This window comes from Rhodococcus sp. BS-15 (genome assembly GCF_000813105.1).
Taxonomy (GTDB): Bacteria; Actinomycetota; Actinomycetes; order Mycobacteriales; family Mycobacteriaceae; genus Rhodococcoides.
This window is the reverse complement of the sequence record NZ_BAOX01000112.1, coordinates 1-13,717: the sequence shown is the minus strand read 5'-3', so window position 1 is coordinate 13,717 and position 13,717 is coordinate 1. Positions and strand designations below refer to the sequence as shown.

Below are 13,717 nucleotides of genomic sequence, written 5' to 3'. Positions count from 1 at the left end.
TCGTCGCCCGGCCTGACCCCGGCGGGCCTGCGGGGGCGCAAGGCATTTGGGTGTTTCGAGTTGATCCGGACGGGGAACAGAGGTCGTGGAACGATCGGCACGACGCGAAACGGATCACGACGATGACGGATGACCAGGTCTGGCGCCTCAAGGGTGCGTGCATCGAAGACATGGATGCCTACGACTCGCAGCAACTTCCTCGGCACGGCCGCAAACGCGCAGAAAAAGCATGGCGACTGTGTGCCGACTGCCCGGTGTTGCGTAACTGCGCCGAGCAGACGGCTCGCGATATCGAGTCGGGTCGCATTCCGGTCGGTGTGGTCGTCGCCGGTGCGGCCTATCACGACAATGCGAGCAACGGCCGTCGCACGGACGCGTACCGCACACTCGAGTTTCTCATCGGACGTCCGCTGTCCAACCCGGCCGCCTGATCACGGCCCGGTAACGGACCGCTACTGATCAGATCACGTCGACAACTCTGTTCGACGCGTTTTCGGCGCGTCTTTCGGTGTCCGACCTGCGGCATCCCGGCTCGGGTGACAATTGAACGCATGAATGCAGGTCGGGCTCTTCGCGTCGACTGGCCGTGTGATGTGCAGAAGGTTCTGGACGACCGAGCACCCATCGAGCAGGCCAAGGGGATCTTGATGTCCGTCCATCGCATCGGCCCACAGGCCGCATTCGAAATGCTTGTCGAGCAATCGCAGAAGACCAACCGCAAGCTTCGCGAGGTGGCGCTCGACCACGTCAGGCAGGCGTCGGCGGGGTAGCAAAAGAAATTCGGCCTCGCACGCTGTTTTTTCAACGTGCGAAGCCTGGGCAATGGGGTAGTCCGGACTACACGATCACTTGAGTGCCGTATGCCCTGACGCGGCCACCCGAAACATAGCCGGTCGACAGCTACGTGCGAGAGCTCAGAAGCGCGCCAGAATAGCTCGGGCGCAACGCACTACGGTCGCGCGGTCGTACGACATCACATAGTCGAACTCCCGGTCGGCGTCGACCTCCCCGCGGTGCAGATCGATCGCGGCGAGCACTCCACAGAAGTGCGGGCCGAGGACCACCACGTTCCACTCCTCGACCAGTGGATCCACCGGATCGAGAGGCGCATGCATGATGCCACCCTCTTGCACGTAGCCCATGCCGACGCCGTAGACGCCGGCGTACGAGATTTGCTCGGCCATCGAGACCCACCGCCCGCGGGTGGTCGCGGTGAAGTGTTCCGCCCGCTGAAAAGTGCCGAGCACCAACGTTTCCGGCCCAGCGGCCGCGGCCTGCATCTCCAGAGACGTACTCATCGCTACCAGCAGACGCTTGGTGCTACGGGTGGCGATCTTTCCCGCGGACGCGATGGCGTACGGCGATTCGGCGGCGACGGCAGGTGTGCTCCAGGTCGGGAACGGGGGCATCACCTCGGCCGCGTCGGCAGGAAGCTCCTCCGTCGTTTCCGCCGCCGGATACAACTCGCCAACCCCGTAGGTCGCTCCGAGTCCGAGTGCGCGGGTGCGATGGAGTGCAGTGTCGACTCCGCTGGCCACCACCACCGCGCCGGTTCGTTCGACCTGCGCCGAGACGGCATGAGCGGTCCGCGCAGTGGCCAGATCGGGGCGCCGGGACACCATCGATCCGGCAAGGATGATCACGTCGGGTTCGATGAGCGGCAGCAGAGTCATCGACTGCGGCCGACGACCGACGTCGTCGACGGCCACCACTTTGCCGTCGCGCCTGGCCTTGTCGATCGCTGCGAGGGTGCGGGCCGGACTGTCGACGAGTGCCGCTTCGGTGACGACCACGATGTCTCGGCGCAATTGTTCTTCGGTGGCGGAATCGAGTGCGGCCAGGGAGTCGACGTCCATGGAGACGAGCATCGGCAACCGCACCGACTGGTTGATTCGAGCCACACCCCACGCGAGAGCGTCGAGTTCGCGCTTGGCGTCCATTGCTCTGGCTGCGCGCTTGAGCGCGTCAGCCGAGGCGAGCGGACCGTTCTCGGGACCGCGAAGTTGAACTTCGATCGCTGCGAGCGCGCCGTTGTCCAGTCGACAGACCGGGGCGAAATACGGATGCACCGTCAGCTCTCCCGTGTCCGTGTCGACTGCAGATCCTGCTTCGGCCAGCGCGAACGTCACACCTGAAGTTTGACACGAAAAAGGGACCCCCGTCACGCGGGGGCACATCCATTTTCAAACCTGTCGAGCATGCTTTTCTCTTCGCTCACTCATGTTCGCCGTCGAAGGTGTCATCGACGCAATCACAACTATCTCGTTTGGGTAACTTTGCATAACGCAACGGTAACAACGGGGCCGCCTCTACCCCTCGGAACAATAGGTCCACGGTCGTCACGAAAGCGGTCCGAAAGCCGATGTCGCAGTGCATTTCCGAGACGTCCGCCGGATTCCGTTACCACTGCATACAACAAACATACCGACCGGATTGTGACTTGTCACAGACTTGTCTCGTAGCAATTTCTGCAGAAGTTTCGTCGCCCTAACGTCCCTCCCGGTTGCCGGAACACCGGCACCGCCGGACCCTCGCGGGGGTCCCAAGCCGCTTTCCGACTTGGAGGATCGATCGATGACGCTCAACCCGCCGACCCGCTCTCGCACGCTCTCCGCCGCAATTGCCGCTCTTGCCATCGCCGGAGCGACACTCGGTGCCGCCAGCGCCGGTGCCGCCACCATCTCCCCTGCCGGCACCGCTTTCACGGCGCCCGGCACGATCGTCGTGAGCACACCCGCTTCGTTCGGAGTGCCGGTGAGTTGTTCCATCTCACTGTCCGGCACCACCAGTGCCGACGGCTCCTCGGCATCGATCACCGACGCCAGATCAGCGGTTCCAACCGTCTGTGCGGCCTGCCCCAGCTGAAGAACCTGCCCTGGACTCTCACCCCCACCAGCGCCACCACCGGAGAGGTCTCGAACGTGGGCTTCTCGTTGGTCGGCTACAACTGCGGGCCCGCCACGCTGGCCGGATCGTTCGACAACATGACCAACACGCTCACCGCGACGAACCAGCCGATGTCCGGCAACTGCACCGTCAACAGCCTGTCGGTCCAGCCCAACCCCGCCTTCACCCTGTCCTGACTCCTCCCGTCCCATCTCGTTCCGCACCACCCATTCTCGACAAGGAGAACACGTGAAGATCCGCAACAAGACTGTTGTCACGATGACGGCATTGGCGTCGAGCATCGCCCTGGGCACGCTCGTCGCCGCCCCGGCCAATGCTGCCGACACCCTTCCCATCACGTTCCAGGCCGACACGACGACGATCATCGCCAACACCGGTCAGCCGGTGGTGTTCCCCACCACCGACTTGGTGACCGATGTCGACCTGGTCGGTGGAACGGTGACCGGTTCGCTCGCCCTTCCGCAGGCGTCGGCCGATCTGAAACTCGGACCCGCGACGCTGGCCAACTTCACCATCTCGATCATCGACGCGACCCCGGTCTCCGGCACCCTCGTCCAGGGTGGACCCGCCGAGGCACCCACGTTGGATCTCGACGTCGAGCAGAGCTTCAAAATTCGAATCGACTCGGTGAAGCCGTTGGGCATCGACACCGGGTCCGCCGGATCGGCTGCAGTCGACCTGATCCCGGCGGGTAGCAACTGCGTCACCGCCGAAACCACCGCCAACCTCACCGGTTCGCTGGATGCGATCGACCTGATCCAGAACAACCAGACCGACTCACATGTCACGGGCACCTACACGATTCCGCAGTTCGAGAACTGTGGCGCGTTCACCTCGGTGCTCAACGCGATCATCGCCGGTCCGGGCAACACCCTCGACGTGCACCTGACCAACCCGGTCTTCGACGTCGGCACCCGGTCCGCGATTGCGGCAGAGGTGGCGTAGCAGTTCGCACCTCGATCGGCGGCGTCGACCGGTTCCATCGCGGAACTCGGTCGACGCCGTCGTTCACTGCCGTTCGTCGACCGGATGGAACGACGGCTCCCCGTCTTCGTACTCCGTGACGCGGTTGCCGCCGATCCGCTTGGCCCGATACATCGCTCGATCGGCTCGGCCGAGCAGCACATCGACGTCCCCTACGATGTCCCGCGCCTCGACAACCATGTGGGCGACGCCTATCGATGCCGTCAAGGGGGACCGGTCGGTCGCGTCGCACAGGCGGATTCGCAGTTCCTCGGATCGATCGATCACCGAGTCGACTTCGCTCAGGCAGACGATCGCGAATTCTTCGCCGCCGAGTCGAACCGTGACGGCCGGCGCCGGGAACACATCGAGAATGCGGTTCGCGGTGAGGCGAATGACCCTGTCTCCGTGCTCGTGGCCGTATCGATCGTTGACGGCCTTGAAGTTGTCGATGTCGATCACCACGGCGGCCACCACTGTCTCGATCCCGGATCGAAGGTCGAGGTTGCCGATCGCCGCGTCGAATCCCCGGCGGTTCTGCAGTCCGGTGAGCGGGTCGTAGAACGCGCCGGTGGCGTCGCGGCGCAGCAGCATCAGAAAGGAGTGGCAGATCAGCGGGGCTGAGAACATCACCAGGATCAGCATCACGAGGTAGAGATTGGTCTGCAGACGCTGCGCCGGTTCCTCGACCATGGCCGAGACATAGAGGGCGGCAAGGGTGACGAAGGCGAAGAGGTGATGAGCGGTGAACACCTTGGGGCCGTGGAAACCCACGACGTAGCTGCCCATCACCGTGAACAGTGCGGCCAACGGCAGCATCTCGGACGACTCGTCGAGGGTGAGGAGTACTGCGGCGAGCACGATATAGGCGTACATCACGAATGCGATCGACATGCGCCAGCTCGGCCAGCCGCCGATCAGCCAGGCCAACCCCAGCGGAGGCGTTGTGACGATGGTCGACCACAACGCCCATTGCCCCGGGCCGCTGTCTGCGAGACCCGGGATCGTCAGGGCGATCACCGCGGCCGCCGCGTAGAAGAAGCAGAAGATCCCGATGAGAATCCGGGTGACGTGCAGTGCTTGCTGGGACCGTGCATACGCAACGTTCCACCCGTAGTCGACGGGGAGCGACCACCATTGGCGAAGACTGTTCACAGGTCTCGAGCAGCTTTCCTGAGGGTCACGACGCGGATGGGCAAGTCAACCACAGACGAAACCACCTGGTCCGCAAAGTGGAAAACTTGCGCCTATCCCCGCATACCGTCGGCCAACTCGAACACTCGGCCCGCGTAGGTCACCATGAACGCATCGAGGGCTTGCTGGGACAGTTCGGGGCACCCGGCTCTGCGAAAGAAATGCTCCAGATCCACCAGCCGATCCCCCAGTCCGACGCGTTGTCGGTCCAGGGCCTCGAGCTCGACGACCAACGCCTTCAGTTCCTCGACTTTGCGCAGTACGTCGTCCATCGGATCACCGTCCACTTCACTGGGCCTTCCACACTTGGGCGGCGGAGCCGGGCTTCCCTCCCAACTCCGCCGAGTCCGACTCTACTCGTGATCGAACACATGTGCGAATTTCTGAAGGCCGGCCCTCGGTTTGTACCACCCATCCTGTGCACAATCCGAGAAAGTGACCTACAGTCTGTGACATGCTCCAGAAAAGGGGTCCGAACGGAGTTCGACCACCGGGTTCGACCGATCCAATTCATTTGGCGCTCTTAGCAATCCTCACGATTGCCGTGATCGCTCTCGTCGTCGTTGCGATTCAACAGGGCCGCCTCTGATCACGAACCTCAGCGTTCACTATCGACTCCGCGAGGCGGCATTCCGCGTTCTTCGCACGCTTGCGAACGCTCAGGTCCGCGGCAATGCCCGGCCGACGGCATCGATCGAACGTCGACGTCGCCTGACCACCTCGATGATCTCGTCCGCCACGCGTCGCGTGTCGCCCATCGCCTGCACCGCCGAGTAGCGCAGAACCAGCCACCCCTCCAGGACCAGCCGATTCTGGCGCCGACGATCGCTGTCGAAAGCCTGGCCGGACGTATGGAACTCGCGTCCGTCGATCTCCACGATCACCCGAGCCCGAAAGTCCACGAGGTCGCCGAAATACGGCCCTACCCGCGCATTGATCTCCATGAAGAAATGTCGAGCGGACAGTGCCCGTGCCACCACTCGCTCGGCCTCGGATCGAGTGCCGAGGCAGCACAGACGCAGTTGTCTCCGTACGGCTTTCATGCCGAACATCCCGCGAGATTGCTCGCAGACCGTCGCGATCCGACGCCGCAGAGCCGGCCGCGCGATTGCCGTGTCGAAGAACCTCTCCAGCTCATCACCCGTCAGAGTTGCCGCCACGTCGACGAACACTTGCGCCAACGTCACCACCGGAAGACCTCGGCAACGGTCCGAGTCAGGGAGCGTCGTCGATGGATCTTCACCCACGACGGTGCCTGCTGCCGGGCCGAGGGCGGCACTGTTGCCGTGACCTGCGGCGGCTCCTCCTCGACCAATCCCCACACCCACGCCGCGGTCAGATGGCTCAACACAGCGTCGGGCTTCCACAGAGTCACCGCCGTGCACAGGTCCAGGTAGTCGGGCTCGTTTCTCGCATAGATTCCGGGCAGCACTCGAATCAGTTGCCCGGAGGCAGTTCTGCGCGTGATGGTGCTGCGGCTCATCCCCCGAGCCATCAGATCGACGCCGTGTGTACCCCCATACCGATACGGTGAACGATCGACGTCGACTGCGCCAGTGCCGTTTTCGAAACCTGTGGATAGTTTTGGGTTATCCACAGGCGGCCCGCACCTCAGCGTTCACTATCGACTCCGCGAGGCGGCATTCCGCGTTCTTCGCACGCTTGCGAACGCTCAGGTCCGCACTTCGGGCACCATCGTCACGTGCGCCCCCGGATCCGCAGCGAGTACCGCCGTCCGCATCGCACGCAGATACGCGAGGTAGGTCGGGTACCCGCGCAGTTGTCGCGGGCCGATGGGCACGAACGTGCCCGATGCCGGGCTGCGAACGAACTGCTCGATCTGCGAACGCGCTTGTGCGCCATCGAAATCGGCGTCGACAGTGACGATGAACCGCATCACCGTGTCGCGTCTTCTGCCCAATACGAGACGGTGCACTCCGAACCAGAGGCGGGTGCCGTCCGGTCCCAGATACTCGATGCCCCATCGACCGAAACTACGTTCGGCGGTGTCGACGACCGTTCGGGCGAGATCCTGAACGGCCATCGTCGACGAGATATCGATGCACGCGTCTTGACGACGTGTGGTCATCGATTGCCAGCTTTCTACAATTCCACCGAATACCTCCCCGACATTCGGTGCATATCGGGCGAATCTAGCAGCTCGCCCGAGAATCAGCACGGCTACGGCATCGATGCGCCGGCCGCTGCAGCAACCTCGGCCGCCATGGCTGCAGCGGTGCTCGAGGTGGGGTGCACGCCGTCGAAGGTGGCTCCGGGCCGAGCGAGCAGTGGCGCGAATTCGGCGACGGGTATGCCGCGCTCGGCGACCAGTGCTCGAATTTCGTCGTTCAGATCGTCGGCGCTGACCTTGCGCGACGACGGCACCGTGGCGATCACGACCGTGCCGACGTCGTGTGCCCGGTCGAGAATCGTGCGTAGGTTGTCGATGATCCGGGGCAGCGGTACCGATCTGGCGAGGTCGTTGGTGCCGCCGTTGACGACGAGGATGTCCGGGTTCGCTGCCAATGCTTCGTCGGTTCGGGCGAGGATCTGCGTCGTCGTCGCGCCGTTGATTCCCAAGTTGCCGCCGTCGGCCGCAGGAGCACTGTCTCCGCACACGAGATACGAATACCACGACGTGTTGCCGTGAATTCCCCAGTCGACGCGTGAATTGCCTTGCGCCATAGAGTCTCCCAGCGTCACCAACCGTGGCCCGGTGTCGTTGACGCTCCACCCGAAGCAGTGCGCGTTGCGGACCGTCAGCACTGGCTTCTTCAGTGGCCCTGCCACGAGCGCGGCGGCGAGCGCCAACCCGAGTGCCCCGGCGATCCACAGTCGAGTTCTTCGCACGCTGGGGATTCTGCCCTACGGGTGACGCGGGGAATCAGTTGCAGTCGGGGAAGTCCACTTCGGTCGCTGCCGGGACCGATTGCGGCTGAACCGGTGCCTGCGCCTCGCCGGCCACGGTCGGTTCGACGAGGTTGTACTCGATGGTCTTGGTCTGTCCCGGCTCGATGACGACCGGCACGTAGAACACCGGATGGCCCCGTTCGGCAGCAGTCAGCAGAAACAGGGGAGTTCCGTTGATGGTGGCATCGGTCAACGTCGCGCCCTGAGTTGCGTACAGCGCCACCACCGATCGATTGGTTCCCGGAGGTCCGTCGTACCGGGTGGAGTCGTTCTGTCGGCCGGCGATGTAGGTGGTGTAGTCCTGCTGTGCGGCATTGTTGGTGATCTCGGCGACGACGCGGGTGGTCCGAGTCGGGCCGTCGCAGGACTGCGCGGAGTAGGTGACCTTGCGCTGGAGGTAGTAGTCGAGCTTGCCGCCTGCACCGTTGTTCACCACCACCGCGGCGTACGGGTCGGGGCTGTCGGGAACTTCGTGGCCGATCTTGGTCGGACCCAGGATCGCTTGCAGTGCCGGGTCCGCGCTCCACACGGCGATGTGGCCTTCGCTGGCGGCTTTGCCGAGTGCTTCGAGCAGCGCACTGGGAGATCCGATGTTGCCCTGCATCTTCGCGACCACCCGGGCGGCGATGTCCTGGAGGTAGGCCTTGCGCGCGGTGTTGTCGTCCTCGAAGCGGAAGTAGCGTCGGACTGCGTGATCTGGACGACGTTCGATCCGTCGATCACCTCTCCGTCGCCCATCGTGATGGGGCCGACGACGTCGAGGATGTAGCCGAGGGCAACGGGATCGGTGGCCAGAGCGCCGTCGACACGTTCGCCGGTTTCCTGCTCCCACATGGACTGCCAGATCCGGCCCGCGTACGGGAAGTGGGGACTGACGTTGCTGTTCTGCCAGTTCTGGGTGGGCTGGAAACGACTCTCGTAGGTGTTGAAGAAGTCCGGACCGAGATCGATGGGATCGTAAGGAATTCGGAGCTCGCGGTTGCTGCCGAGCGAGTCGACCGCGACCTTGCCGTCGACGGCGCGCACGATGCCGAGTCCGCCGATCAGGCCACCGGTTCCGCGAGATTCCGAGAGAGTCTGGAAGGCCATGAAGTAATTGCGGGGGCCGTCGGCACCGAGCATCGCGGGGAGCACCTTGGCGGCGATGTCGGTGTTGGTCAACAGGGTCGTCAGCTCGTGCGTCTGATCCTGCAACTGAATTCGAGCGTCGCCGACCTGCGCGACGAACGTCGGTTCTTCGATCGCCTGGGATTGCGCGTTCAGTACGTCCGCCGCAGCCGCTGCCTGAGACAGCGCGGGCGAGGCGTCGCGCAGGGCGGCGATGTCGATGGCACCGTCGGGACCGCGCAGCTGACTCGGATCGAGTGTGGCCCCCACCTCGACCGACGGCGTCAGCACGTCAACGGTCAGCCCATTGACGACGTCGGTGATCTGCGAGACGACGTCCAGCGGTTGGCCCACGTACGGAATCGCGGCGGCACCCTTCCAGATCAGCGAATCGGTGGCGTCCTTCGCCTGGGTCGAGGTACGCACCGCGTCGTCCACGGAGGTCTCGGCCTTCTGCGTATCCCCTGCCAGCAGTGCAGTTTTCGCTGCCTGGGCATAGTCGCGAGCCTGATTGAGGTAGGTGTACGCGGTATTGGCCGTGTAGGCGAGCCAGGCACCGAGTCCGAGCGCAACGACGACGAACACACCGACACCGAGCAGGATGCGTCGACCGGTCTTCTTCTTGGAACGACGACGCCTGCTGCGACTACGAGAGCTGCGATGGTCGCCGTACGGGTAGTCGTTGTCGTAGCTCATGGCTGGATGGGTGCCCTTTCGTTGCGGCTAAGACTACAAACGACGTCCTCTCACCGCGACACGACTCTCGGGCGGCTGCGCCGGTGCACGACCGGCGCAGCCGTCGACGTCAGGATCCGAGGAGTGCGCCCACCGCGGTGGTGCCGCTCTCGGCACTTCCGCTGCTGATCAGCTGGATGATGACCTCGGCGATGATCTTGGCGATGAATATGTCCATAGCTACTCCTGTTGTGAAGTACCCCCGACGGGATACAGACGGACCTACGAGTGCTGCGGCCGTTTGTGACCGGCCACAACGAGACGGAAGGTAGCAGCTGGATCTGTCCGAACGGTGGTGCTGTGGGCGCAGCCACAGCGCTGCACTGGTTTGTACAAATTTCCGAATTTGTCCAACCCGATGACAAATCCCGTGTATTGTCCAATCCACAGTGATCGGCCTTACACAAGGAGTGACGATGACCGCATCGAATGTCGACGATCAGGCGCAGGCGCCGGTCGACGCGTGGCACGACCGCAAGCGATACCTCTGGCTGATGGGCCTGATTCCGCCGACGGCGGTGTTCCTGGCGACCGGCCTGGTCTGGGCTTTCAACCAGCTCGGCTGGAACGCTGTGTCTCCGGTGTGGTGGTGGATCGGCGCGCTGCTGGTCTACGGATTGCTCCCGATTCTCGATCGGTTCTTCGGTCCCGACGGCGACAACCCGCCCGACGAGGCGATGAAGGCACTCGAAGAAGACAAGTACTACCGCTACTGCACGTACGCCTACATTCCGTTCCAGCTGGCGAGCTTGGTGTTCGCCTGCTACCTCTGGTCGGCCGACAACCTGTCCTGGCTCGGGATAGACGGAGGGCTGGGGCTGATCTCCAAGATCGGTCTGGCGATCAGCATCGGCGTGATGGGCGGCGTCGGCATCAACACTGCGCACGAGCTCGGTCACAAGAAAGACAGCCTGGAGCGTTGGCTGTCGAAAATCACACTGGCACAGACGTTCTACGGCCACTTCTACATCGAGCACAATCGCGGCCACCATGTTCGCGTCGCCACCCCCGAGGATCCGGCGAGCTCGAAGTTCGGCGAGAGCTTCTGGGCCTTTCTCCCCCGCAGCGTCTGGGGCAGCCTGAAGTCGTCGTGGGAGCTCGAGAAGGCGCGCATGGAGCGATTGGGCAAGAGCACGTGGAGCATTCAGAACGACGTGCTCAACGCGTGGCTGATGTCCGTGGTTCTCTACGCTGTGCTCGTCGCGGTGTTCGGTCCGATCGTGTTGCCGTTCCTGGTGATTCAGGCCATCTACGGATTCTCACTGCTCGAGACGGTCAACTACCTCGAGCACTACGGACTGCAGCGTCAGAAGAAGGAGAACGGCCGCTACGAGCGGTGCACTCCGGAACACAGCTGGAACTCCGATCACATCGTGACCAACATCTTCTTGTATCACCTTCAGCGACACAGTGATCACCATGCCAACCCCACCCGCCGCTACCAGACCCTGCGCAGCATGGACGGGGCACCCAATCTGCCCAGCGGATACGCGAGCATGATCTCGCTGGCGTACTTCCCGCCGGTGTGGCGCAAGGTGATGGACCACCGCGTTCTCGACCACTACGACGGTGACATCACGAAGGTCAACATCCAGCCGTCCAAGCGGGAGAAGATCCTCGCCCGGCACGGAGCCAAGTGATGGCCGCCTTCGAGTGCCCGGTGTGCGAGTTCGTCTACGACGAGACCAACGGCGCTCCGCGCGAGGGCTTCCCGGCCGGCACCGCATGGTCCGAGGTACCCGACGAGTGGCCGTGCCCAGACTGCGGTGTCCGCGAGAAAATCGACTTCAGGAGTAAGGCATGAAGCTCTACCGCTGCGTTCAGTGTGGATTCGAGTACGACGAGGAACTGGGCTGGCCCGAGGACGGAATCGAACCCGGCACTCGCTGGGACGACATTCCCGACGACTGGTCGTGCCCCGACTGTGGCGCTGCCAAGGCCGATTTCGAGATGGTCGAGGTCGAACGCGGGTGAGTACGTCCGCTCCGCACGCGATCGCGATCATCGGATCGGGTGCCACCGGATACACCGCGGCCAAAGTACTCCGCGCAGAGGGTTTCACCGGGTCCATCACGATGATCGGGAGTGAACAGGCTGCGCCGTACCGACGACCGACGGTGTCCAAGGAGTTGCTGACCGGAACCAAGTCGATCGAGCAAGTCCAGCTCGGGTCGGCCATCGACGGCGTCGACGTTCGCTCGGGTGTCACGGCTGTCGGCGTCGCAGATTCGACTGTGCTGCTCGACGCCGGCGACCCGGTTCCGTACGACGCGCTGCTGCTGGCAACCGGTTCTCGGGCACGGCAACTCGATCTGCCGTGCCACGTGTTCACTCTCCGCGGTGTCGCCGATGTCGAGCCCTTGCACGCCGACATCCTGCGCACCGGATCACTCCTGGTGATCGGAGGCGGACTGATCGGATGCGAGGCGGCTGCGGCTGCGCGGTCTCTCGGCGCAGAGGTCACCGTCCTCGAAGCAGCAGCGGCACCGCTCAACCGGATTGCTCCGGCCGCGATCTCGCAGATGTACGTCGACCTGCACGCCGACAACGGAATCGCGTTCCACAGCGACGTCGCCGTCACCGATTTCACCGAGCAACGTGACGGAACAACTCTCGTGACCGCAGCGGACGGTCGTTCGTGGTCGGCCGGCACGGTGCTGGTCTCCGTCGGCTCGGTGCCCAACGTCGAACTCGGAGCAGACATGGGCCTCGAGATCGGATCCGGCGTTCTTGTCGACGCGGGGATGCGCACCTCGACACCGAACGTGTACGCGGCGGGCGACGTGGCAGAGGTACCCAATCGAATCCTCGGCGGGACGTACCGCAGCGAGCACTGGAACGGCGCATTGGATCAGGCCGCCCGGGCCGCCCGTTCGATGATGGGCGTAGAGCCCGGCGATCTCGATGTCCCGTGGGGTTGGTCCACCCAACACGGCGTCAACCTCCAGTTCGCGGGTTGGACCGGCCCCGACGACGAGTACGTCACTGCCCGCGGCAGCATCGCCGACCGTCGCTTCACCGCATGCGCGCTGCGTGACGGCCGGCTCGTCGGGGCAATCGGAGTGGGATACCCGAAGGACATCAGGCAGGTCAGGGCGGCGATCGCGACCGGTAGTCCCGTCCAACGTGATCAATTGACGGAGGCCTGGTTGGACGGTCCACAGGCCGTCGTTCGATAGAGTCGTGCTCATGCCCGCAGCCGAACAGACGTCGACCCCCGGTCGATACCGCGTGGCTGCCTCCACCCTCGCACGCGACACCGCGCTCGATGCCCTGCGTGAACTGTTGCACGCGCGCACCTGGCGCACCGTCACCATGAGCCACATCGCCAAGCCGCGGGCTTGAGCCGACAGAGCCTGTACAACGAGTTCGGTTCGCGGCGGGGAGTCGCACAGGGATACGCGATCAGGCTGACCGACATGTTCGTGGACCTGTGCGGTTCTGCGTTGTACCAACATCCCAATGATGCTCGTGCAGCACTGCAGCAGGGCTTCTCCGCGTTCTTCGAATTGAGCGTGCTCGATCCGCTTGTGCGATCGCTGCACGGAGACGACGCGCCAGAGGATCTGCTCCGACTCATCACCACCGACAGTGCCGTGCTCATCGAGCGTGCGGGCGACCGTCTCGCAGAAACACTCCAACACGGCTGGGTCGGTGCGAGTCCACGACACGCCGACATCGCCAGCAAGGCAATCGTGCGCTTGGCCCTGAGCTATATCCCCGAGCCGCCCGACGACATCGCCGCTGCCGCAGACGACATCGCGCTGCTGTTGACGCCGTTCATCGATTCCATCACCGGCGACAACTGACCTCGACGTCCATAACTCTCCCCTGCTTCACTGCCCTCCGCCCCCGCGCTCCCATACGCTGCCCCCTGACCCCGCCGCCGCCCCTGAACTCC

18 protein-coding genes and 1 pseudogene are annotated in these 13,717 nt (G+C 63.9%); 10 read left to right on the top strand and 9 right to left on the bottom strand.

All coding sequences use genetic code 11. The features are described 5' to 3' along the window. Positions 1–122: 122 nt before the first annotated feature. Complete coding sequence (locus RHBS_RS14330) at positions 123–431, top strand: WhiB family transcriptional regulator (RefSeq protein ID WP_037193923.1); 309 nt, start codon at positions 123–125, stop codon at positions 429–431. A 120-nt stretch (positions 432–551) separates the two neighbouring features. Continuing rightward, entirely contained in the window at positions 552–770 is a 219-nt protein-coding gene (locus RHBS_RS14325) for an ANTAR domain-containing protein (RefSeq protein ID WP_128645892.1), read from the top strand. Positions 771–914: 144 nt separating this feature from the next. Here RHBS_RS14325 and RHBS_RS14320 read toward each other — a convergent pair whose 3' ends face one another. Further along, positions 915–2,129 (bottom strand): EAL domain-containing protein, encoded by a 1,215-nt coding sequence (locus RHBS_RS14320; protein ID WP_128645891.1) that lies wholly within the window; start codon positions 2,127–2,129, stop codon positions 915–917. Positions 2,130–2,574: 445 nt separating this feature from the next. On the opposite strand from RHBS_RS14320, the gene RHBS_RS29755 reads away from it, so the two are divergent. From RHBS_RS29755 to RHBS_RS14310, 3 genes are read left to right on the top strand one after another with little or no spacing between them, the layout of a single operon-like run. Further along, the gene (locus RHBS_RS29755) at positions 2,575–2,865 is read left to right on the top strand and encodes a hypothetical protein (protein ID WP_236745385.1); all 291 of its coding nucleotides are present in this window, start codon (positions 2,575–2,577) and stop codon (positions 2,863–2,865) included. Between the two features lie 56 nt (positions 2,866–2,921). Next, positions 2,922–3,083 (top strand): hypothetical protein, encoded by a 162-nt coding sequence (locus RHBS_RS29750; RefSeq protein ID WP_236745384.1) that lies wholly within the window; start codon positions 2,922–2,924, stop codon positions 3,081–3,083. 52 nt (positions 3,084–3,135) lie between these two features. Next, positions 3,136–3,852 (top strand): hypothetical protein, encoded by a 717-nt coding sequence (locus RHBS_RS14310; protein WP_128645890.1) that lies wholly within the window; start codon positions 3,136–3,138, stop codon positions 3,850–3,852. Positions 3,853–3,915: 63 nt separating this feature from the next. On the opposite strand, the gene RHBS_RS14305 is transcribed toward RHBS_RS14310, so the two are convergent. The 8 genes from RHBS_RS14305 to RHBS_RS14280 form a co-directional block, all read right to left on the bottom strand. Continuing rightward, positions 3,916–5,025 (bottom strand): GGDEF domain-containing protein, encoded by a 1,110-nt coding sequence (locus RHBS_RS14305; protein WP_128645889.1) that lies wholly within the window; start codon positions 5,023–5,025, stop codon positions 3,916–3,918. Positions 5,026–5,117: 92 nt separating this feature from the next. Continuing rightward, complete coding sequence (locus RHBS_RS14300) at positions 5,118–5,336, bottom strand: hypothetical protein (RefSeq protein WP_037194183.1); 219 nt, start codon at positions 5,334–5,336, stop codon at positions 5,118–5,120. A gap of 387 nt (positions 5,337–5,723) precedes the next feature. Beyond that, entirely contained in the window at positions 5,724–6,251 is a 528-nt protein-coding gene (locus tag RHBS_RS30585; RefSeq protein WP_237669220.1) for an endonuclease domain-containing protein, read from the bottom strand. Then, positions 6,248–6,547, bottom strand: coding sequence for a type IV toxin-antitoxin system AbiEi family antitoxin domain-containing protein (locus RHBS_RS30580; RefSeq protein WP_237669219.1), 300 nt, complete (start codon positions 6,545–6,547; stop codon positions 6,248–6,250). The genes RHBS_RS30585 and RHBS_RS30580 overlap by 4 nt, the downstream gene beginning before the upstream one ends. 189 nt (positions 6,548–6,736) lie before the next feature. Then, positions 6,737–7,153, bottom strand: coding sequence for a hypothetical protein (locus RHBS_RS14290; protein WP_128645888.1), 417 nt, complete (start codon positions 7,151–7,153; stop codon positions 6,737–6,739). A gap of 92 nt (positions 7,154–7,245) precedes the next feature. Beyond that, positions 7,246–7,914, bottom strand: coding sequence for a GDSL-type esterase/lipase family protein (locus tag RHBS_RS14285; RefSeq protein ID WP_187298497.1), 669 nt, complete (start codon positions 7,912–7,914; stop codon positions 7,246–7,248). A gap of 34 nt (positions 7,915–7,948) precedes the next feature. Then, positions 7,949–8,410, bottom strand: coding sequence for a hypothetical protein (locus RHBS_RS30575; protein ID WP_237669218.1), 462 nt, complete (start codon positions 8,408–8,410; stop codon positions 7,949–7,951). Next, positions 8,404–9,777 carry a DUF4012 domain-containing protein gene (locus RHBS_RS14280; protein WP_237669217.1) on the bottom strand — a complete coding sequence of 458 codons (1,374 nt, stop codon included), beginning with the start codon at positions 9,775–9,777 and terminating at the stop codon, positions 8,404–8,406. Before RHBS_RS14280 ends, RHBS_RS30575 begins: the two co-directional genes overlap by 7 nt. 455 nt (positions 9,778–10,232) lie before the next feature. On the opposite strand from RHBS_RS14280, the gene RHBS_RS14275 reads away from it, so the two are divergent. The 5 genes and pseudogenes from RHBS_RS14275 (at position 10,233) to RHBS_RS14260 (ending at position 13,625) form a co-directional block, all read left to right on the top strand. Continuing rightward, positions 10,233–11,456 carry an alkane 1-monooxygenase gene (locus tag RHBS_RS14275; RefSeq protein WP_128645886.1) on the top strand — a complete coding sequence of 408 codons (1,224 nt, stop codon included), beginning with the start codon at positions 10,233–10,235 and terminating at the stop codon, positions 11,454–11,456. Continuing rightward, positions 11,456–11,620 carry a rubredoxin gene (locus RHBS_RS14270; RefSeq protein ID WP_128645885.1) on the top strand — a complete coding sequence of 55 codons (165 nt, stop codon included), beginning with the start codon at positions 11,456–11,458 and terminating at the stop codon, positions 11,618–11,620. Before RHBS_RS14275 ends, RHBS_RS14270 begins: the two co-directional genes overlap by 1 nt. Beyond that, the gene (locus tag RHBS_RS29045) at positions 11,617–11,790 is read left to right on the top strand and encodes a rubredoxin (RefSeq protein ID WP_027495558.1); all 174 of its coding nucleotides are present in this window, start codon (positions 11,617–11,619) and stop codon (positions 11,788–11,790) included. The genes RHBS_RS14270 and RHBS_RS29045 overlap by 4 nt, the downstream gene beginning before the upstream one ends. Beyond that, a complete protein-coding gene (locus RHBS_RS14265; RefSeq protein WP_187298496.1) occupies positions 11,787–12,995 on the top strand; it encodes an NAD(P)/FAD-dependent oxidoreductase in 1,209 nt (402 codons plus the stop codon). The genes RHBS_RS29045 and RHBS_RS14265 overlap by 4 nt, the downstream gene beginning before the upstream one ends. 10 nt (positions 12,996–13,005) lie before the next feature. Further along, positions 13,006–13,625 (top strand): annotated as a pseudogene (locus RHBS_RS14260) (TetR family transcriptional regulator). The last annotated feature ends 92 nt before the right edge of the window (positions 13,626–13,717 follow it).